Source organism: Ancylomarina longa, assembly GCF_003996985.1.
Classification (GTDB): domain Bacteria; phylum Bacteroidota; class Bacteroidia; order Bacteroidales; family Marinifilaceae; genus Ancylomarina_A; species Ancylomarina_A longa.
The window spans coordinates 44,167-65,436 of record NZ_RJJX01000021.1; the positions used below are offsets into that span (position 1 = coordinate 44,167).

A 21,270-nucleotide genomic window follows, 5' to 3' on the forward strand; every position below is an offset into this window, starting at 1 on the left:
TTATAAGTTGTTTTCATTACTGATGTAAAAAATTGAATCATGGCAAGAAGATTAAAAAGATCATCAGATAAGATGATTGCTGGTGTATGCGCGGGAATCGCAGAATATTTGGGTTGGGATATAACTGCAGTTCGGGTGATATATGTACTATTATCTATATTCAGTGCTGGTTTCCCAGGCTTATTAGTTTATCTTGTACTTTGGATGGTAATGCCAGATTATCTTGATTATTAAGAGTCGATTACAATATTGCATAAAAAGGAGAAAACCAAGTTTTCTCCTTTTTTTTATATCCATAATAAAAGAGAAATAAATACTATAATCAGAGCTTGTTTTTTGTGTTTTAGAACAGATCAAATATTAATACTTATCAGGTTTTAATGAATGCTTTTCGTCTATTCTTGCTGCGATTTAGAAAAGGAGTTAGTTATCTAAATACATAATTCAGTTTTGTTAACTCATACGAAAAACGACAACGCTTAAAACCTTTTTACAAATGAACCTAAAGAGATCAATCTTTTGGATTGGAATAATCTTTATTAGCATTGGTGCTCAGGCGGAAAACCTTCTTTCAAAAACTAGCGTAAATACAAGTCTTGATATTGTGAGTAGGCATCTTTGGCGCGGATATAATAGTGGAACAGAACCAACTCTGGGATCAACTCTTGAGATTCAATCAGGCAAATTTACCATAGGAACCTGGGGTGCCTATTCTATAGATGAGAGTTAGCAGGAAGTTGATTTGTATTTACAATACAATACACCTTTTTTTCAGTTTGCATTATATGATTTTTATTGTTCTACCACAGATTTTAGTAATTCCAGATTTTTCAATCTTGATAGTCAACGCAGTGTATATTTATTTGACGCATTGGTAAAGTTTAAAGTCAATGATAAGTTTCCAATATCAATAATGGCATCAGTTCTTTTTCACGGTCAAATGGATTGGGATGAAGATCAGAATCCGCAATATTCCAGTTATATAGAATTTGGTTATTCTCGTTTTATTGGAGGGAAAAAGTTTTCATGGGTAGTAGGAATTACTCCCTATAAAGGATTTTATGACGATCATCTGAATGTCATAAATGTAAATATGAGTATGTACGATCAGCTTAATATAACCGATAAATTTAGTCTGTCGGTTTGCGTAGGAATAACTGTAAATCCTGCAACAGAACGCTTATTTTTAACCTTTGCAGTAAGTTTGTAATTGGTTCGAATGGATTCGTTGAAAAGGCTGCTATTGGCAGTCTTTTTTTATGCTTTCTTCTCTGCTGTTTCAAAAGATTTGGTGATATTTAAATTTCTTCTAATTCTGATTGGAAGAATCCTACTTTTAAAAGATATTTAAGATGATAGAATTAGATAAAGTGAAAGCATTTCATCGGGCATTTGGTGTTCCGGTAGAAGAAAATCCAATAATCCCATCTGCTACCAGATGTGAGCTAAGACAAAATATTTTGCAGGAAGAAGTGAATGAACTTAAAAATGCATGGGAGTCAGGAGATCTGATTGAGGTAGCTGATGCATTAGCTGATATTCACTATGTATTAATGGGGACTGTACTGGAATTTGGATTGAAGGATTTATATGCCGAAATTTTCAAGGAAGTACATAGAAGTAATATGAGTAAATTAGATGAAAATGGGAATCCATTATACCGACATGATGGAAAGGTAATTAAGTCTGATTTATATTCTAAACCTGAAATTGAAAGTATTATTGGTAAAAGCACATTAATTCAGAGAAAATGAAATATATAAGATATTTAATATTACTCTGTCTCCTTTTCTCAGGTTTGTTGAGCGCACAACAGCAATCCCCATTGGAAGCATTTGATCGTTTTGTTCAAGGAAAATGGTTGACAGAAGGAAAGTGGTCTAATGGAAATCCTTTTAAACAAGAAGTGCAGTTTAGCTGGAATTTGAACCACAAATTGGTTGAGGTGAAAACCTATGGCACAATTAATAGGAAAACGAATGAATATGGCTTAAGAAACAAAGGCATGAGAGCCTGGAATATGAAGGATTCCGTGATTCAATTCTGGGAGTTCGATGTTTTTGGAGGAATTACATCCGGAGTGTGTTATTTTAAAGATAAAAATCTGATTTATGAATACAATTATCATCAGGAGCAACTTCGGGAGAGTTGGATTTTTGAGGATGAGGATACCTATAAATATCAGATTGCAAATTTGAAAAATGGAAAAGTACTGGAGTTGTATATGGAATCTAGCTATCGTAGAATAAAGGAGTAATACTTAAATCATAACAAAGATGAAAATTCAAAAATATCATGTTGATGCTTTTACGGATCGCCTTTTTGGAGGAAACCCTGCGTGTGTAATTCCTTTGCAGAAATGGCTGCCAGATGACATTTTATTCCAAATTACCAAAGAGAATAATCTGGCTGAAACGGCTTTTTTTATTCCTATTGATGATGGATTTCATATCCGCTGGTTCACTCCCGAAGTAGAGATGGATTTATGCGGACACGCAAGTCTGGCGAGTGCTCATGTTATTCGTGAACATTTACATTATAAGAAGGATATTATTTATTTCCAATCGGCAAGTGGAGATTTACAGGTTAGTTTCGAAGGTGATAAATATGTATTGGATTTTCCTTCGAGAATACCAGTAAAGGCAGAACTGCCACAGATAATTAAAGAAAGTCTTAATATTCAACCGAGTGAGGTTTTTCTCTCTCGTGATTATGTGTTGCTTTATGAGTCGGAAGAAGAAATTTCGACTTTAAAATTGGATGAAAATAAGTTGAAACAAATTGATTTGGGACATGGTGGAATTATTTGCACAGCAGCTGGAACTAAATCGGATTTTATATCTCGTTTTTTTACTCCTGGGGCAAGTATTTTTGAAGATCCGGTAACAGGATCGGCACATTGTAGTTTGATTCCATTTTGGAGTAAAAAGAATGGTAAAAAAGAACAACTCGCCTTTCAAGTGTCAGAAAGAAAGGGAGTTTTGTATTGTAAAGATGAAGGAGAACGGGTTTCTATAGCAGGACAAGCAATAACTTATAGCGTTGGAGAAATTTTCCTGCCTAATTCTGATCAGAAATAAAACGAACACTAAGAATCCAATTACATATGCGAAATCTATATCTACTTCTTATATTTTTATTGGCTTGTACACCTAACTCCAATAATGGAAAAGCTAATGAATCAATAACCAATAAAAGGAGGACTATTCCTGAATTAAGTTTACTGCAAGCGGAGAAATTGGTACGCTTACCCTTGCATGGGATTGATACGGAATATCCCAATAAATTGGGACAAGTATTAACTGCTGATACAGATTTAAAAACTCCTAAAGAATTACATCCTGCTTTTTACGGATGTTTTGACTGGCATTCCGCAGTTCACGGGCATTGGTCTTTGGTGAAATTATTGAAAGAATTCCCTGGTTTGAAGGAGTCTGAAACAATAGAATATGCTCTTCTGGAACATTTGTCCAAAGAAAATATTCTGACGGAAGTAAAGTATTTTAAGCTGGAACAGGAAAGCTCCTTTGAGCGAACCTATGGTTGGGCTTGGTTACTGAAGTTGGCGGAAGAATTACATACCTGGGATTCTCCTTTAGCCAGAAAATTGGAAGTTAATTTGCAGCCACTCACTAATCTTGTTGTGGAGCGATTTGAAACATTTTTGCCGAAATTACATTATCCAATCCGAGTGGGAACACATGTGAATACGGCATTTGGAATGTCTTTTGCGCTTGATTATGCAAATACTGTGGCTAACTCGGAATTAAAAACTGTAATTGTAAACAGAGCAAAAGATTACTTTTTAAATGATGAGAATGGGCCATTGAGTTGGGAACCTAATGGAACAGATTTTTTATCGCCTTGCTTTGAGGAAGTGGATATCATGCGTAAAGCATTGTCAAAAGAAGAGTTTGCCAAATGGTTAAAGCAGTTTTTGCCTCAATTGTCCAATCCTGCATTTACATTGCAGCTCGGAGTAGTGAGCGATCGTAAGGACGGGCATTTAGTACATTTAGATGGTTTGAATTTTAGCCGAGCATGGTGTTTGTACGGAATTGCCCATACATTACCCGAATATCAGCACTTGTTGCCGATTGCTGATAAGCATATTCAGTACTCATTACCTAATGTGATAGGAGATTCCTATGAAGGAAGTCATTGGCTGGGAACTTTTGCGATATATGCTTTAAATGCCAGTAAATAAAAAAAATTGTTATTACAGATTGTAACAATAAAGAAAGCTAAGAATGTCGAAAGAATATATAGAGAATCAGACCTTTAAAAAGTTAGATTTTAATGCGAAGCCATTGTCTAAGGGAGAATATGAGGATTGTAAATTCGTTAATTGTTCTTTTGCAAATGCTGATTTGTCGGGGAGTATTTTTATAGCATGTGAGTTTGAACAATGTGATTTAAGCATGACAAAGCTTCATAATACTACCTTTCGGGAAGTAATATTTAAGAATTGTAAATTATTGGGACTTGCATTTCAGGATTGTAATCACTTGCTGTTAAGTTTCGATTTTGAGAATTGTCAGATGAATTTGGCTTCGTTCTATCAATTACAGCTGAAGGGCACAAAGTTTAAGAATTGCAATCTACAGGAAGTCGATTTTGCCGAAGCTGATTTTAGTCGATCAATTTGGGAACAATGTGAGTTAAGCGGAGCTGTTTTTGATCATACTAAATTGGAGCAGGCAGATTTTAGAACTTCGGGAAATTATTCCATTCATCCCGAAACCAATTATATTCGAAAAGCAAAATTTTCCTTAACAGATATTGCCGGATTACTGGATCGGTATAATATTGATATAGAATAAAAAAAGAAAGGCTGTCTTGTTTGAAAAAGACAGCCTTTCTTTAACGTAAGAGCTTATGCTTTTTTCGGATGTTCTTTTTTAAATTTATCCCAATAGGTGTTAAGCGTTGTTTTCATATCCTTGTGTAGCATCAGAATACCCAAAAGGTTTGGTAAAGCCATGAGTACGATGGTAATTCCGGAAAGAGTCCATATAATTGTCGTATCCGCAAAGGAGGCAATAAAAAAAGCAATACAATAAATAATACGATACGGCAATACGCCTTTTGCTCCAAACAGATAGGTTACCGATCTATCGCCATAATAAGCCCAGGCTATTGCAGTAGAAAATGCGAAAAGTAATAATCCAATCGATACAATCCATCGTCCCCAGTCACCTAAAAAGCTACGTGTGAATGCTTCCGCAGTTAGTGGAGCGGAGTGCATCAAGGATTCTCCCTTAAAATAAACTCCATTTTCATCTTCATTCTTTCCATTTTCTACCGCCACTATTCCTGTGAATAGCTTTCCTTCTTCATCGTAAACTTTTACATCTTCGGCAAGCGATCGGGCATTTATAACCGATACCTTGTTTTGAATCATACCTTCCTTTACTTGCAAATTGCCAGAGAATAAAGGGATTTCACTTTTACCGCTCAAAAAATTAAATAGCTTCGATTGATCTGCTTTTACCGTATCATTATATGTGCCGGTAAGTATGGTCATATCGGTATCCTGAAATCGATTGGGTAATTTTTCCTTCCATACTCCGGAGGATAGAATCACTAATCCGGTAAGGGAACAGATAATAATAGTATCCACAAAAGGTTCGAGTATAGCTACCATGCCTTCTGAAACTGGCTCTTCGGTACGAGCAGCAGCATGGGCAATAGGAGCAGATCCTTGTCCGGCTTCATTACTAAATAAGCCTCTGTTTACTCCGCGATTAAAGGCATATGCAAAACCGGCGCCTAAAAAACCACCTGTTGCAGCTGTACCTGTAAATACATTCGAGAAGATGGAGATAAAAGAGGGAATGATATTTTCGTAATTATATAGGATTACAGATAAGGCACCTACAAAATAAATGATTGCCATAGCAGGCACCAGTTTTTCGGTTACTTTCGCTATTCTTTTAATACCACCTAAAATCACAAAGGCGAGCAGGACGGTTAAGATACCTCCCGAAAGCATTTTATCCACCCCAAAAGTAGAGTATAAGGAGCTGGATATGGAATTTATTTGTGGAAGGCTACCGGTTCCAAATGAGGAGAATATAGTCATGGCAGCAAAAGTAGCAGCAAGCCAAGGCATGTGTAACTTGTTCTTCATGTAATACATCGGTCCTCCGGATATAAATCCTTTTTCATCTGTTTCGCGATACTTGTGTGAAAGGGTTACCTCGACAAATTTCGTTGTCATTCCCAAAAAGGCAGTCACCAACATCCAGAATAGAGCGGCAGGACCACCCAGAAAGATTGCAAAAGCAACACCTGCAATATTACCAGTTCCTACAGTTCCCGAAAGGGCAGTTGTTAAAGCTTGAAAATGGGAAGCATCTCCTTTTTCTCCGGGTTTATCGTATTTCCCGGTTACCACTTTTAGTGCATGCCCGAAGAATCTAAATTGAGGGAATCCCAGGTAAAGGGTGAAGAAAATACCTGTTCCTAATAACAAGAGGGTAAACCAAAGGCTACCCCCTAAATAGATTTCGATACCAGCTAAAAAATCATTTATTCTGTGCATAAAATAGGGCTTTGTAATAAAGGGTTAATCTGTGTTTTTTTGAAAATCTCTCTAATATAAAGGATAATTTTTAAATGAGACTAGAAATTTGTCTTATTCATATTTCATAAATGCGATTGTTTCGGAGAGGATACGAGCTTATCTTTTATTAAGAATAAAGTTTTCCTCTTTCGCAGTCCTTTTGCCACTTCATCTCTTTTACTAATTTTGCAGCATAAACAAAGATTGAAAATTAGCAAGTGATATATCCTGAAAATTTTGAAACAAAGCTACGGTTCGATAAAGTAAGAGAACTGGTTAAGAAACAATGTTTAAGTTCGTTGGGACGCGATTTGGTAGATGCCATTCGTTTTTCGAATTCCTATAAAACCGTAAATAGGATGGTGAATGAGACCAACGAATTTAAAACCATTTGCATGGAAGAAGAGAATTTTCCCTTAGGATATTTTATTGATGTTCGGGAAAGCCTTCACAAAGTGCGGGTGGAGGGAACTTATCTGGAGTTGGAAGAACTGTATAATTTGAAACGCTCTTTAGAATCTGTTTCCGCAATCTTACGCTTTTTTCAAAAACAGGAACCAGAAGATTATCCTTATCTGATGAAATTGACCGGTAATGTAAAGATGTATCCGTACATTTTCGATCGCATTAATGGAATTATTACTAAGAATGGAAGGATAAAAGATAACGCCTCTCCCGAGTTACAGCAAATCAGAAGTAGTTTAATTCAAAAGCAATCCACCATCTCAAAACGCATGCAGTCTTTAATGCGTGCTGCACAAAAAGAGGGTTGGGTAGATCAGGATGTGGCTTTGTCGGTTCGCGATGGAAGAATTGTGATTCCTGTGACATCGGCTTATAAGCGTAAAATCAATGGTATTGTACACGATGAATCAGCTACCGGGAAGACCAGTTATATTGAACCAGCGGAAATTGTCGAGACCAATAATGAAATAAGGGAACTGGAGTATGCGGAACGCCGCGAGATTATACATATTCTTCAGGAGTTTACTGCTCAAATACGCCCCTACATTGATGATTTGTTTTTGGCTTATGAATTTTTGGCCAAGATCGATTTTATCCGGGCGAAAGCCATGTTTGCCATTCATGTAAACGCTGTATTGCCAAAAATGGAGAAAACAGCAAGCTTGCTTTGGGAGAAAGCAGTACATCCTTTGTTGTTTTTGAGCTTGCAAAACGAAGGTCGAAAAGTAATTCCCTTAAGTCTGGAAGTAAAAGAGGAACAGAGAATCATATTGATTTCGGGTCCGAATGCCGGAGGAAAATCTGTTTGTCTTCAAACGGTAGGTTTGCTGCAATATATGTTTCAGTGCGGTATGTTGGTTTCGATGGAAGAAGAATCAAAAATTGGAATTTTCGATCGCATTTTTATTGATATAGGCGACGAGCAATCTATTGAGAACGATTTGAGTACTTACAGTTCTCACTTGATGAACATGAAGCATTTCTTGCGACAGTCGAATCCCGAAACACTTATTTTAATTGATGAGTTTGGAACAGGAACAGAACCCGCTTTGGGGGGAGCAATTGCCGAATCGATATTAGATAAATTAAATCGTAAAAAGGTACGAGGAGTAATTACAACGCACTATTCCGGTTTAAAGCACTTTGCTTCGGAAGCCGAGGGGGTTGAGAATGGAGCGATGTTATACGATTCGCATCAGATGCAGCCATTGTTTCAGCTTCAGGTAGGAAAGCCCGGTTCTTCGTTTGCATTTGAGATTGCCCGTAAAATAGGATTACCTGAAGAAATACTTAAAGCGGCAACCGAAAAAATAGGGACAGATCATATTAATTTCGACAAACACTTGCGTGATATTGTTCGCGATAAGCGATATTGGGAAACCAAGCGCGATAAAATCAGAAAAAATGAGAAGAAGCTAGATCATTTGGTGGAGCAGTATGATCAGGAGTTGAAGGAGGCTAGCAAATTACGCAAGGATATTATTGCTAAAGCACAAGAAGAAGCACAGCAATTATTAAAAAATGCCAATAGAACTATTGAACGAACCATACGGGAAATAAAGGAAAGCAAAGCTGATAAAGAAAAAACCCGAAGTGCTCGTAAGCAATTTGAGCAAACAAAGGAGAAGTTAACGCAATCGGAACTGGAAGAAGAGGAGCGAATTAATCGGAAAATTCAAAAACTCAAGAATAGACAGAATCGAATAGGAAAAAGGAGTAAAGAAGAGCAGATATCTATCGATAAATCAGGTTTAGATAACAAGCAAGAACAGCCGGCAAAAAAAGAAGAAAGTGCTGAAATTACTAAAGGTGATATGGTTCGTTTGGACAATCAGAATGCTATTGGTGAGGTAATCGAAATCAATAAAAAAACCGCTGTAGTAGCCTTCGGAAGTATTCTCACATCCGTGAAAACGGCTCGATTATCAAAAGCCAGCAAGTCGCAACTTAAAAAGCAGGAGAAAACCTACAATCAGACTTCCGCTTTGGTGCAGGAGCGAATTTCCAAACGCAAATTGAATTTCAGACCCGATATTGATGTGCGAGGCATGCGGGGCGATGAAGCTTTGCAACTGGTAATGGATCATGTGGATGAAGCAATAATGCTGGAAGTTAGAGAATTTAGAATATTGCACGGCACAGGTCATGGAATCCTGCGTCAGTTGATACGCGATTATTTGCAAACCGTTGACTTGGTACAATCCTTCCGCGATGAAAAGATTCAAATGGGAGGTTCCGGCATTACGGTGGTTCGTATGGAGTAGGGGAATTTGAAAAATTCCTTGCTTGAAGCAACTTCCGATATGTTTTTTTGATAAAACGAGTAAGACTACTGGTGTTGATCGTTTTACTAATTTAAAAATGAATACTACTCTCGGAGGTCTTCATTATAGAATATTAGAAATATGCAGAACCGTTGGTGTTCTTCGTTTTTGGCTTTCGAAAAACTAGTAAACCGTTGGTGTTCTTCGTTTTCAGCCTTAGTAAAACGAGTAAGTCGTTGGGGTTCCCCGTTTTTTGTCTTGTAAAATGAGTAAGTCGTTGGACTTCCCCGTTTTTAGTCTTAGTAAAACGAGTAAGTTGTCGAAGTTTCCCGTTTTTAGCCTTGGTAAAACGAGCAAGTCGTTGGACTTACTCATTTTAACCTTGATAAAATAAGCAACACCATTGGAGAGCAAGCTTTATCGAAAATAAAAGTAAATTTTTCTGGCGGCGATGCATGTTTCTTGTGAAAAACTATTGTAATCCCTTCGAAATTGCCTTGGCATAGGAAGCAGTATTGCCGTATGCAGCACATTTTTGAATATCATCGTACAACCAGATGAAACCCCCTGAGATATTATTGGCTTCCTTCGTAAGGTTTGTTTCAATATCCGAAGGACTATTGCCATTATTACAGTTGCTACCATTCCTGCACCACAAACCTTTCGAAACCTTCAAATCTCCGAAGAGTGCATTCCACTGATAGGTTTTATTTGCATAACCACCGCCGTAGCATTGAAGGTATACTCTGTCGATGGTTCCGGCTTGGGCAGATTCTACCTGATTGTAAACAGCTTTCCAATAGTCCGCCTCGTTGAACGGACACAAGCTGATTTTATACCCCATATCAGCTAACATCAAACTAAACTGTACCGTTGACGCTACATCATAGGTTACTTCATCGTCGAAGTTAATGGCTGTAGCTCCGGTTATTTCCATCAATAATTGAAAAGCCTTATAAAGTTTTGTCTGTTCTCCAGTTCCCTCTTTGGCTATTAATGTTTTGATATTATCCCATGATTTTGCACCCCAGGCACCAACTCCTATCTCAATTCGGTCAACCGATGTTGGGGATTGCAGGAGTGCCGAAAGTCGGGTTTCCCATTCCACATCACCAATATAATTTCCCTGTGCATCAATTATGGTCTTATCATTAAAATTCATGCTCCCATCTTCTCCAATGTGGATAGTCCATAATATCACGGTAGTAAATCCCGAATTTTTTAAATCATCGATTACCTCCATGCCGCCGGAATAAAAAGGGCCTCCACCAAAAATTGCAGAATATTTGTCTTTCAGAGGAGTTGTTGGTTTTTCATCCGAAGGATTAGTATTTCCGGATTCTCCATTATTACATCCGAAAAGGAAGGAGAGCATCATCACAAAAATTAGCTTTTTTAGAATTGTCATTTGTTTGTAGAATAAGATGGTGAAAGAAGTAAATATAGGTAGGAAGCATTAATGTGTCGATTAATTAATAATTAACAAGGAGGTGAAAATTATTAATTTGTTTTACAGATTTGGCATAAAAAAATACCATCCTTTTACAGATGGCATTTTAAGAATAGGTGTAATTTATATCTAGAGAAAGTTACTCAGGAGCAGATACAGATAGTGGGCAAAAGTACCGGCAACAATACCCCCAATAGTATGAGATAGTAATGCTTTAGAAGTTAATTCGCGGTAATTAAGCGTATCCAGCATAGCTGTATGTGTGCTTAAATAACCACTCCAGCACATACCCATAGCGGTAAAAACTGCAATTACATTTCCATCTATAATTCCTTTTGCAATAAATGCTTTTACCAGCGATAAGGCTGCACCAACAGCTCCTAACGAAGTTACAGGAAAAGCAATTAGCTCCGGATATTTAAATCCGAATAATCCTTCGAACAACCACCAAATATAACCTGCCAGCTTTGGTAAGATTGGAACTCCTTCATACGGAAGTCCCTGATAACCTAAAGCAATATCTTTTGGTCCAAAGGTTAGCATCATTACCATGGTTGAAATAATCAAAACTCCGGGGATTATTGCTAAACCCAAGTCAACACCTGATTTTCCTCCATCTAAAATAGAATTCAGAAAACGAAGAAAAATACCACCTTCCGATTTGAAACTGATTTTCTCCGTAGCGCCATCAAAATCATTATCTTTTCGTATAGGAATATGTCCTTTTATCAACCGCTGCATCAAACGAGTAGAAACAATGGCTCCCATTAAAGCGCCAGCTAATCCAATCAGTGCCGGAATAAATAGATTCTCGCTACTACCTGGAATTGTTAGGGTCGACATAAAAGTCAATACAATTAGTCCCATTCCAAAGGCAGTTCCGAAATTAGTTAGGGATACCAGTTGGTAATTTTTAAAATATTTACTGAAATTTTTATCATTGGCAAGACTGATGATAGCAGGATTATCTGATAAAAAAGTTAATACACCAGCCAAAGCTCCTACACCAGGTAAATTAAATAGTGGTTTCATTAAAGGAGCCAGAATTTTCTCCAATAATCGCACTACTCCAAATTCTATCAAAAGCTTTCCCAAAGCTCCTGACAGAACGGTGATTCCCATGATATAAAAGACGGTATTCATTAATAAATCCCATGCCGTATTCATGATTGTATTCAGCATATTTGCGACACCCATCGTGTGTCCTATATATCCAAAAACACCAAAAAAGGTAAGCAGGAACATTACTGCCTCGTATCTTCTTTTCTTCAGAAAATCAGTCTCTTTTATTGACTTGATTGCATTCATTTTATTCGATTGTATTTTGTTGTTTAAAATCGCAGCAAATGTAGAATATTGTTGGCTTACACAAGCATGTATTTTTATGATATTTATCAGTTTTAAGTTCACTTTAACATGTTTCAAATACATGTTTTTATTTAGGTGCATTTTAGGACGGATAGAAGAGAGAAGAAATCCTTGTTCTCAAAAACTTCTTTAATCTTTCGGGCAATTGTGCTAGCTTTGTCTTCCCAATTAATTTTTATTCATGTCGGCAGCAAAAAAAGCACTAAAAAGGTATTTTGGATACGATCAGTTTCGTCCTTTGCAGGATCAGGTAATACAAAGTGTTTTGCAAGGAGAAGATGCTATTGTTATCATGCCAACTGGTGGAGGAAAATCCATTTGCTACCAAATTCCGGCATTGATAATGGATGGTTTAGCAATTGTGGTATCCCCATTAATTGCATTGATGAAAGATCAGGTGGAAGGCTTGCATGCCAATGGAGTTGAAGCTGAATATCTAAATAGTTCTCAAAGTCAAAAACAACAGGCTGCTGTTCTCGAAAGAATCAATCAGGGAGAGATAAATTTGCTTTATGTATCACCGGAAAAGCTGCTCAGTCAGGAATTTTATTATCTGCTTTTGCAATTAAAGATCAATCTTTTTGCCATTGATGAGGCACATTGTATTTCGGTTTGGGGACATGATTTTCGTCCGGAATACACCAAAATGGCTTACCTCAAAAAACAGTTTCCTCATGTTCCGGTAATTGCATTAACCGCCACTGCTGATAAACTAACCCAAAAAGATATTGTGAATCAGTTGGGTTTGGTAGAACCTAAAGTGTTTATATCTTCCTTCGATCGTCCAAATCTTAGTTTGAATGTAGCTCCTGGAAAAGATAAATTTAAAAGTATATTAGGCTTTATCCGCCAGCGACCACATCAATCGGGTATTATCTATTGTTTGAGCAGAAAAGCCACCGAAGGCTTATCCGAAAAATTGAAGAATGCCGGTGTAAATGCTGCATATTATCATGCAGGATTAAGTGCAGAGGAACGAGCCAAACGCCAGGAGGATTTCATTACTGATGAAGTTCCTATTATCTGTGCAACCATAGCCTTTGGAATGGGAATAGACAAATCTAATGTTCGATGGGTAATCCATTACAATTTACCACGTAATATCGAGTCCTATTATCAGGAGATTGGAAGGGCAGGAAGAGATGGTGCTAAAGCCGACACATTGTTATTTTATAGCTATTCCGACGTGATTGTTCATCAGCGATTTATTGAAGAATCAGCGCTGAAGGAGGTGTCGCAGGCTAAGCTGGAGCGGATACAGCAATTTTGTGATGCGCAGAATTGTCGCAGAAAAATACTTTTAAGCTATTTTGGAGAGCATCTGGAAGAAGATTGTGGAAATTGCGATGTATGTAAAAATCCACCTAGTTCGTTCGACGGAACGATAATCGCTCAAAAAGCATTTTCAGCCATTGTTCGTTTAAAGGAACAGGTAGCAGCCGGTACCCTTATTGATGTGCTACGAGGTTCTTCCCGTCAGGAAATTCTGAATAAAGGATTCCATAAAATTAAGACGTATGGTGTAGGAAAGGATATTTCTTATCAGGATTGGCAGCAATATTTACTACAACTTTTAAACATGGGATTTATTTCGGTAGCCTATGACCATGCTAATGCTTTGCTTCTTACAGAACAAGGTCGAGAGGTTTTGTTTGGGGAACGTTTGGTGAATTTAATTCATTTGGCGAAGATGAAATCTGAACCAAAACCGAAACCAATAATTAAAACACAAAAACAAGAAGCAAGAGAAGGATTGTTTGAGGCACTTCGGAAATTGCGCTTACATATTTCCCGGGAAGAAAAGATCCCACCTTATCTTATTTTCTCTGATGCTAGCTTGCATGAAATGGCTCAAGAAGAACCAACCAGTGAACTTGAAATGAAATTAATTTCTGGTGTTGGAGTAAAAAAATATCAACTTTACGGAGAATTGTTCATCAACGAAATTTTAGAATTTCGTCAGAATAAAAACAGGGAAGCCAAGAAAAGCGGAGAATCTTTTTATCAAACCTACGAGTTTTATAAACAGGGATTTTCGGTAGAAGAGATTGCCAGTATCCGGAAGATGAACAACCTAACAATTTATTCTCATTTAGCTTCATTATATGAGAAAGGTGCTGATATCGATTTGTTGGAATATCTTAATTCTTCCGAATTAGAACGAATTGGAGCTGCTTATCATTCCTTAAATGAAACCAGTAATTTAAAAGACCTATACCTTTTTTTGCACGAGGAGATAGAATATTACAAAATTCGTTTGGGAATATCTTACCTTAAAGTACTTTCATCCTGAAAATATTATCATTAATCGTTTCTTTATTGTATCCATCGAATAATTATTGAAAATCCATATGGTTTTGTTAAATTAGTATTTCATTTTATCATGGATAGCTACAATTGCTATTTGATAAGAGCCTACTATATACATTAACTAATTTACAAAACATGAAAATTAAATCATTTGTGAGCCTTGCGCTTGTGGTAATTTCATTCCTTTCGTGCAAGCCCAAAGTAAAATTACCAGAACCTCCTATCGCCCAAAAATTTCCAAAAGAGCTAAGCATTCATGGTGATACCAGAATAGATAATTATTATTGGTTGAATCAAAGAGAAGATTCTTCGGTAATTGATTATCTGAAAGCAGAAAATGCTTATACTAATGCAGTAATGAAGCATACCGAAACTTTTCAAACCAAGCTGTTTGATGAAATGGTTGCACGCATTAAAAAAACAGATGAATCTGTTCCTTACAAAACGAATGGATATTATTATTATAACCGGACAGAAGGTGATGCAGAATATCCTTTATACTGTAGAAAAAAAGGTAATTTAAAGGCTGAAGAGCAAATCATGTTGAATGTGCCGGAAATGGCAAAAGCTTATAGTTTTTATAATATTGGTGGTTATTCGGTTAGCGAAAACAATGAGATCTTAGCTTATTCCGAAGACACGTTGAGTCGCAGAAAATATACCATTAAATTTAAGAGCTTAGTTGACGACAAGGTTTACCCGGATGAAATAGCTAATACAACAGGAGGTATCACCTGGGCAAATGACAATAAAACGGTTTTTTATACCGTAAAGCATCCCGAAACACTTTTACCTTATAAAGTCTTTAAGCATATTTTAGGAACATCGGTGAAGGATGATGAGTTGGTATATGAGGAAAAAGATAATACTTTCTATACTTTTTGCTATAAGACAAAATCTCGTAAGTATATAATTATCGGATTAAGTAGTACGCTTTCTTCAGAATATCGGTATATAAATGCCAATAAGCCCAATAGTAAATTTAAAATCTTCCAGGCAAGAGAAAAGGATTTGGAATATTCCATCGATCATTATCAGGATCATTTTTATATCAGGACAAATTATAAGGCTAAGAATTTTAGATTGATGAAGACTCCTGTGAACAAAACAGAAAAAGAGAATTGGATAGAAATGATTCCAAATCGAGATGATGTCTTCCTAAGTAATTTTGAAATATTCAAGAACTATTTGGTTGTTGGAGAACGAAAAAACGGATTGAATCAGATTCGCATTCGTAATTGGAAAACCGGTGAAGAGCATTATCTTGATTTTGGCGAGGAGACCTATGATGCATGGATTTCTACTAATCCTGAATTTGATTCAGATATGCTTCGGTACGGATATACCTCTCTTACCACACCTACTTCTAAGATCGATTATAATATGAATACTAAGGAGAAAACCATATTGAAACAACAGGAGGTTCTTGGAGATTTTAATAAGGATAATTATGAGGCAAAACGATTGTGGGCAACTGCTGCTGATGGAACCAAAGTGCCAATCTCATTAGTCTATCGGAAGGATATGTATAAGAAAGGAAAGAATCCCCTTTGGATATCTGGTTATGGATCGTACGGAAGCAGTTCCGACGTTTATTTTAGTTCGGTACGATTAAGCTTGCTTGATAGAGGTTTTGTAGTAGCTACAGCTCATGTACGTGGTGGCCAGGAAATGGGACGCTACTGGTATGAAGATGGAAAACTTTTAAAGAAGAAAAATACATTTACTGATTTTAATGCTTGTGTGGAATATTTAGACAATCAAAATTTTGTGGATAGAACAAAAGTATTTGCATGGGGAGGAAGTGCCGGAGGTTTGCTAATGGGAGCTATAGTAAATATGCGACCAGATCTTTACAAAGGAGTAATTGCAGCGGTTCCTTTTGTTGATATAGTAACAACCATGTTGGACGAAACGATTCCATTAACAACAGGAGAATTTGACGAATGGGGAAATCCTAAAAACAAAGAATACTACGATTATATGCTTTCCTATTCTCCATATGATAATGTAAAAGCCCAAAATTATCCTGCAATGTTAGTTACAACAGGATTACATGATTCGCAGGTGCAATATTGGGAACCTGCTAAATGGGTTGCTAAATTAAGGGATATGAAAACAGATAAAAATCCTCTATTATTAAAAACCAATATGGATTTTGGACATGGAGGAGCATCAGGTCGTTTCGAACGGTTACATGAAGTTTCATTGGAATATGCTTTTGTTCTGGATCTTGTAGGAATTAACAGGTAAAAGGAACATTAATGTTTTTAGAAAGCGCCCAAGAGGGTGCTTTTTTTGTATATTTGGTTTCTGTAAAATACCGACGAAAACCATTATTGCTATGATTAAAGCACTTATTATTGACGATGAGATGAAAAGTCAAAGTACACTTCACAAATTGCTGGAAAAATATTGCTCTGATGTTGAAGTTGTCGGTTTTGCTCATAATGTACAGTCCGGGATTTTAGCTATTAATAAACTTAAACCAGAATTGGTTTTTTTGGATATATCGATGCCGGATGGCGATGGATTTGAAATATTAAAAAGAGTAACGGAACGTAATTTCGAAGTTATTTTTACCACGGCATATAACGATTTTGCAATTAAAGCCTTTCAGTTTGCAGCATTATATTATCTGTTAAAACCGATAAACTATCTAGAACTTCAGAGTGCTGTGAAGCGTTATCAGGAAAACAGGAGTGCGATTGGTATGCAGGAAAAGATCCAGATTCTTTACGATAGCATGAATAATCACCATCAGAAAATTATTTTGCCAACTACCAATGGTCTAAAAATTATTGAATTGAAGCAGATCATTTATTGTCAGGCGGATGGTAGTTATACAAAATTTTTTCTAACCGAAGGGGAGAACATTCTCGTATCAAAAGGGCTTTCTAATTTTGAGGATATATTACCATCAGATGTATTTTGCAGAGTTCATAGCAAACATTTAGTCAATCTGAATTTTGTGAGTAACTATATAAAAGGAAGAGCTGGCAAGATAGTACTTACGGATGGGACAGAGATAGATGTCTCTGAAGGTAAAAAGTCAGAATTTTTAAAGCAAATCAAAAAGTTAGCTCATTATCTTCCAGATATAAAAAAATAGCCTAACGCGAATACAAACCCAAACAACGTAATTAGAAATCCAAATGAGGTAATGGTTAATTGTGGATTGACAGTCCACTAATTCTTGAGTAATTTCACCTTGATTTTAATCAAAGAATAACCACTACTACTATGATTGAACAGCTAAAATCCGATATTTTAAAAGCCTTTGGGGAAGATTTAGTTTACACAAAAGATTGTAAATTTCTTGCCGATACCATTTGTAACGTAACAGGTACTAGGATCAGTACAACTACGATACGTCGATTATACGGCTTTTTAAAAGCGACGACTCATCCTGCTAAATACACCCTTAATATTCTTGCTCAATACCTCAAGTTTGATAGTTGGGAGGATTATTGCGATTATCATACTTCAAGTTTGGAGAAAAAATTAGAGCCAAAGGACTATTGGAAAGCATTCCGTAAAAAATCCCTCAACCTTAGCAAGGAAACTTATCAACTTATTTCCGGACAATCTGGTATCTCATTTCCGGCAGTTGTTGCCATAAAGGATGCAGAGAATAGAATGGAGGAATTCCTGGAGTCTTCAAAAATTGCTATGAGTTTTGTTGCTCCGGGTGGATATGGAAAGTCTAGCATGTTAGCAAAATGGTTTGAAAAGAATTGGATTCGTAATCAGAGGGAAGATGTGGTGGTATTCCTTAGTGCAATTAACATGATTAGCTTTCTTAGAAAGGATTTTAAATTGGATCAATGGCTGAAAGATCAAATTAAATTTTCAAAGGAGAAGTCATTTCAATATTTTTTAGAACACCCGGAAGAATGTGAAAGTCGTATAATCATTGTAATAGATGCTTTAGATGAGATAACATATGACGATTTTAAATTGGAGAGATTATTTCTACAATTAAAACAGTTTATTTTAAAATATCAGGAATCCGATAAGATTAAATTAGTTATTACGTCTCGAAATACAACTTGGGAGCGTTTCGCCTTACCTATAGTTTTAAAAGGCAGTCAACTTGCTGATTGTTGGTATGATTTGGGACGAAATGTTGATAAAATAAACCATACGAATCTGAAGTCATTAACAAATCATGAGATTCAATATGTAATTAATAGAACCATAAATCAAGAATATTCCATTTGTTTAAAGGTGGCCGATTTGAGTCAGACACAAAGAGAAGTAATTTCCAATCCATTTTTTCTGGAGTTGTTTGTTAAGCTTTTTGATCCCAATAAAGAATATGCTAATGGCGAGGGGCACGAATTACTGAAAGAGTATTTGAAAAATAAAATTTTCTATTCTCGATTCTCAGAAGAGAAAACGGATCTTCTTCGTGAAATATTAAGCCTAATTCAACATGGAAAATTTGGTACCGCAGCTAAAAAAATGGATTTAAGGGAGCGATATCCAATTCACCTGAAATCCGCAGGAAATTATCATGCGGCTTACGAAGAACTTGTATCCTATGGGCTTCTTACTGAATATATTGCCTTAAATGAAAAGTACAGTTATTGCAGATTTGTTAAGCTTACCAATGAATTAGTATTTGAGACATTGATCGGGATAGATTTAATAGAGAAACATGGAGGAATTGATTTTAATTTAATAAAACAAGTAGATATTGAATATGCTGGATATGAAATAAAAAATCGTCTGATTAAGTTTTTGATATCTGGTGCATTTTCAAATGGTGTGTCTTTAGATTTTAAAGAGATATTTCAATTAAGTAATGATACCTTGTCAGATACAGGAATACTAGACACCTTATTAAGTTCCACCATACACGCAAAAGCACAACGTTCGGAATTAATCGAATACTTTTGCACAAATCCTATAGCTTCAGATTATTTGAACCGGATGTTTATGGATTGTAGAAATATAAGCGAGCAGAATAAGTGGATTCTCATCGCTTTGGCTGAGAATAAATCCAGCAAATCTTTAAGAATAAATGCACTGGGTATTCTATTGCTACATTCAATTTTTACGCTGGATTCTCTTCGTTCCGAAATTTATTACCAAAGTTTAACCTTGGAAGGATTAGATGATACTTGCAGTGGTATTGCTATTACACATAGATTATCAGCGATACTAATGTTCAAGCACTTCTTTGATCGGGATACAGATCAGATTGAAATGCTTAAATTATATTATTATCGGGAAATTGCTTATTCTGGATATGCAAAAGGTGGTAATCAGTTGGATGGAGAGTTTGAACTGGAGGTATGTTTGGTTTTATCCTATATGAAGTCCTATCACAAAGTCATTCAATTGGTAGATGATGCAGAACATCTGTACATTAACTATGAAGAGAATGTAATTACGGATAATTTAAAGATATTAATGAGTTATCGGATATTTGCGCAACACGCACTAGGTATGAAGATAGATGATGTTCAATTAGAACACCTTCAAGCTTGCGAATCATTTATTCAGTCAAAACAAAACTATGATTTGCAGATTTATTACTATTGTATGATGATTTCTGTTTATTTAGAAATGGAAGATCGCAATCAGGTGGAAGCATCTTTTAATAGGGCAATCGCTATAAGTGAATTTGCAAATTACCGTTTGTCAACCAATGGCTTGTTGAAAAAAATGGCTTGTGTCTACAATGAATGGGGCGAAATGACAAAAGAAAGAATTTGTTTAGATGAGGAACAGAAAATATTTAATGAGAGAGTTTCAGGAAGAATATTAGAAACTTTATTTGTTTAAATTGGTTCACAATACCACGCTTCAACAAAGCTGTTTGCATTTGCAAACAGCTTTGTTTTGTTAAGAGCTATTCGAAATTCATTTCAAAATTTTACCTTTACAGGTATGTAGAGTAAAATTGAGACGAATATTAGAGCGTAAATTTTATATTTCCATACCTTTCTTGCTATCTGTAAAATAAAAAAGTGATATGAGTAACATCCGAACATTTCTTTTTCCCTACGCATTTTCGATATTACTACTTAGCTTTCTTTCTAGTAGTTTTGTTTCTCAAGCCCAACAGAAATATTCCATTTTTGGCAAGGTGAAAATCGAAAATGGAAGCTTGGATAACACCATAATTACGATCTTTAAGAATGCGGTAAAGACGGATTCAAAAATGGTGGAAAATAGTGGTAAATTTAATTTTGATTTGGAGTTTGGAAATGATTACATGCTTGTTTTTTCAAAGGAAGGATTTGTAACAAAGAAGGTCAGTATTTCTACCTTTGTGCCAGCAGATATTTTAAGTAGAGATAGCCAGTTCCCACCATTTAAATTTATGGTATCTCTTTTTCCTGCATACAAGGGATTAGATCTTTCTATTTTCGATCAACCAATGGGAATGATCATGTATGATAAGGAATTAGATGATTTTGATTATGATAGAGATTATGATTCTCAAATAAGGGATGCAATTCGAAGGGCAGAAGAGGAGGCCAGAAGAAGAGCTGCTGAATTTGAAGCTCAGCGTTTGGCTCAGGAGCGTACTTTTAATGCTGCAATTCAGCTCGGAGACATTAATTTTAGAGCAAAAAAATATGAAGATTCAAAAATTGCTTATAAGAATGCTTTAACTATCAAGCCAAAAGAGGAATATCCAAAGACTCAGATTCAAAAGATAGATGCACTGTTAGCAAGCCAGCAAGCCGAAGCAGATAAGGCAGCACAGCTAGCAGCAGCAGAAAAGGCATTGTCTGAAAAGTATGCTGCCATCATTAAATTGGCAGATTCCCAGTTTAATTCTGGTGATTATACTACCGCAAAGACAAGTTATACAGATGCATTAA

At 36.1% G+C, this 21,270-nt stretch carries 17 protein-coding genes; 14 read left to right on the forward strand and 3 right to left on the reverse strand.

What is annotated here, in order from left to right; all coding sequences use genetic code 11:
- Positions 1 to 39: 39 nt before the first annotated feature.
- The 8 genes from DLK05_RS13145 to DLK05_RS13180 all read left to right on the forward strand — a co-directional run bounded on the left by DLK05_RS13145 (position 40) and on the right by DLK05_RS13180 (position 4,823).
- Complete coding sequence (locus tag DLK05_RS13145) at positions 40 to 234, forward strand: PspC domain-containing protein (RefSeq protein WP_127344469.1); 195 nt, start codon at positions 40 to 42, stop codon at positions 232 to 234.
- A gap of 262 nt (positions 235 to 496) precedes the next feature.
- Positions 497 to 730: a hypothetical protein gene (locus DLK05_RS13150; protein ID WP_127344470.1), complete on the forward strand. Its 234-nt coding sequence runs from the start codon at positions 497 to 499 to the stop codon at positions 728 to 730.
- A gap of 183 nt (positions 731 to 913) precedes the next feature.
- Positions 914 to 1,210, forward strand: coding sequence for a hypothetical protein (locus DLK05_RS13155; RefSeq protein ID WP_127344471.1), 297 nt, complete (start codon positions 914 to 916; stop codon positions 1,208 to 1,210).
- 142 nt (positions 1,211 to 1,352) lie between these two features.
- On the forward strand, positions 1,353 to 1,754 hold the full coding sequence (locus tag DLK05_RS13160; protein WP_209319876.1) for a pyrophosphohydrolase domain-containing protein: 402 nt from the start codon (positions 1,353 to 1,355) through the stop codon (positions 1,752 to 1,754).
- Positions 1,751 to 2,257, forward strand: coding sequence for a hypothetical protein (locus DLK05_RS13165; RefSeq protein ID WP_127344473.1), 507 nt, complete (start codon positions 1,751 to 1,753; stop codon positions 2,255 to 2,257). The genes DLK05_RS13160 and DLK05_RS13165 overlap by 4 nt, the downstream gene beginning before the upstream one ends.
- A 19-nt stretch (positions 2,258 to 2,276) precedes the next feature.
- Positions 2,277 to 3,080: a PhzF family phenazine biosynthesis protein gene (locus tag DLK05_RS13170; protein ID WP_127344474.1), complete on the forward strand. Its 804-nt coding sequence runs from the start codon at positions 2,277 to 2,279 to the stop codon at positions 3,078 to 3,080.
- Between the two features lie 26 nt (positions 3,081 to 3,106).
- The gene (locus DLK05_RS13175) at positions 3,107 to 4,207 is read left to right on the forward strand and encodes a DUF2891 domain-containing protein (RefSeq protein WP_127344475.1); all 1,101 of its coding nucleotides are present in this window, start codon (positions 3,107 to 3,109) and stop codon (positions 4,205 to 4,207) included.
- Between the two features lie 43 nt (positions 4,208 to 4,250).
- Positions 4,251 to 4,823, forward strand: coding sequence for a pentapeptide repeat-containing protein (locus DLK05_RS13180; RefSeq protein ID WP_127344476.1), 573 nt, complete (start codon positions 4,251 to 4,253; stop codon positions 4,821 to 4,823).
- A 53-nt stretch (positions 4,824 to 4,876) separates the two neighbouring features.
- On the opposite strand, the gene DLK05_RS13185 is transcribed toward DLK05_RS13180, so the two are convergent.
- On the reverse strand, positions 4,877 to 6,547 hold the full coding sequence (locus DLK05_RS13185) for an alanine/glycine:cation symporter family protein (protein ID WP_127344477.1): 1,671 nt from the start codon (positions 6,545 to 6,547) through the stop codon (positions 4,877 to 4,879).
- Between the two features lie 239 nt (positions 6,548 to 6,786).
- Between DLK05_RS13185 and DLK05_RS13190 the strand changes: the two genes are divergently transcribed.
- Positions 6,787 to 9,297, forward strand: coding sequence for an endonuclease MutS2 (locus DLK05_RS13190; protein ID WP_127344478.1), 2,511 nt, complete (start codon positions 6,787 to 6,789; stop codon positions 9,295 to 9,297).
- 472 nt (positions 9,298 to 9,769) lie between these two features.
- Here the strand turns inward: DLK05_RS13190 and DLK05_RS13195 are convergent, their stop codons facing one another.
- The gene (locus DLK05_RS13195) at positions 9,770 to 10,705 is read right to left on the reverse strand and encodes a lysyl endopeptidase (protein ID WP_127344479.1); all 936 of its coding nucleotides are present in this window, start codon (positions 10,703 to 10,705) and stop codon (positions 9,770 to 9,772) included.
- Between the two features lie 171 nt (positions 10,706 to 10,876).
- Positions 10,877 to 12,178: a CD0519/CD1768 family membrane protein gene (locus tag DLK05_RS13200; RefSeq protein ID WP_235832004.1), complete on the reverse strand. Its 1,302-nt coding sequence runs from the start codon at positions 12,176 to 12,178 to the stop codon at positions 10,877 to 10,879.
- Between the two features lie 118 nt (positions 12,179 to 12,296).
- Between DLK05_RS13200 and recQ the strand changes: the two genes are divergently transcribed.
- From recQ to DLK05_RS13225, 5 genes are all read left to right on the forward strand, one after another.
- Positions 12,297 to 14,408, forward strand: a complete 2,112-nt coding sequence (recQ, locus tag DLK05_RS13205) for a DNA helicase RecQ (protein WP_127344481.1) — start codon at positions 12,297 to 12,299, stop codon at positions 14,406 to 14,408.
- Positions 14,409 to 14,560: 152 nt separating this feature from the next.
- Positions 14,561 to 16,678, forward strand: a complete 2,118-nt coding sequence (locus tag DLK05_RS13210; RefSeq protein WP_127344482.1) for a S9 family peptidase — start codon at positions 14,561 to 14,563, stop codon at positions 16,676 to 16,678.
- 91 nt (positions 16,679 to 16,769) lie between these two features.
- Positions 16,770 to 17,537, forward strand: a complete 768-nt coding sequence (locus tag DLK05_RS13215; protein ID WP_127344483.1) for a LytR/AlgR family response regulator transcription factor — start codon at positions 16,770 to 16,772, stop codon at positions 17,535 to 17,537.
- A gap of 131 nt (positions 17,538 to 17,668) precedes the next feature.
- Positions 17,669 to 20,221 (forward strand): NACHT domain-containing protein, encoded by a 2,553-nt coding sequence (locus DLK05_RS13220; RefSeq protein ID WP_127344484.1) that lies wholly within the window; start codon positions 17,669 to 17,671, stop codon positions 20,219 to 20,221.
- 190 nt (positions 20,222 to 20,411) lie between these two features.
- Positions 20,412 to 21,270: hypothetical protein (locus tag DLK05_RS13225; protein ID WP_209319877.1), on the forward strand; the 859-nt coding region annotated here is incomplete at its 3' end.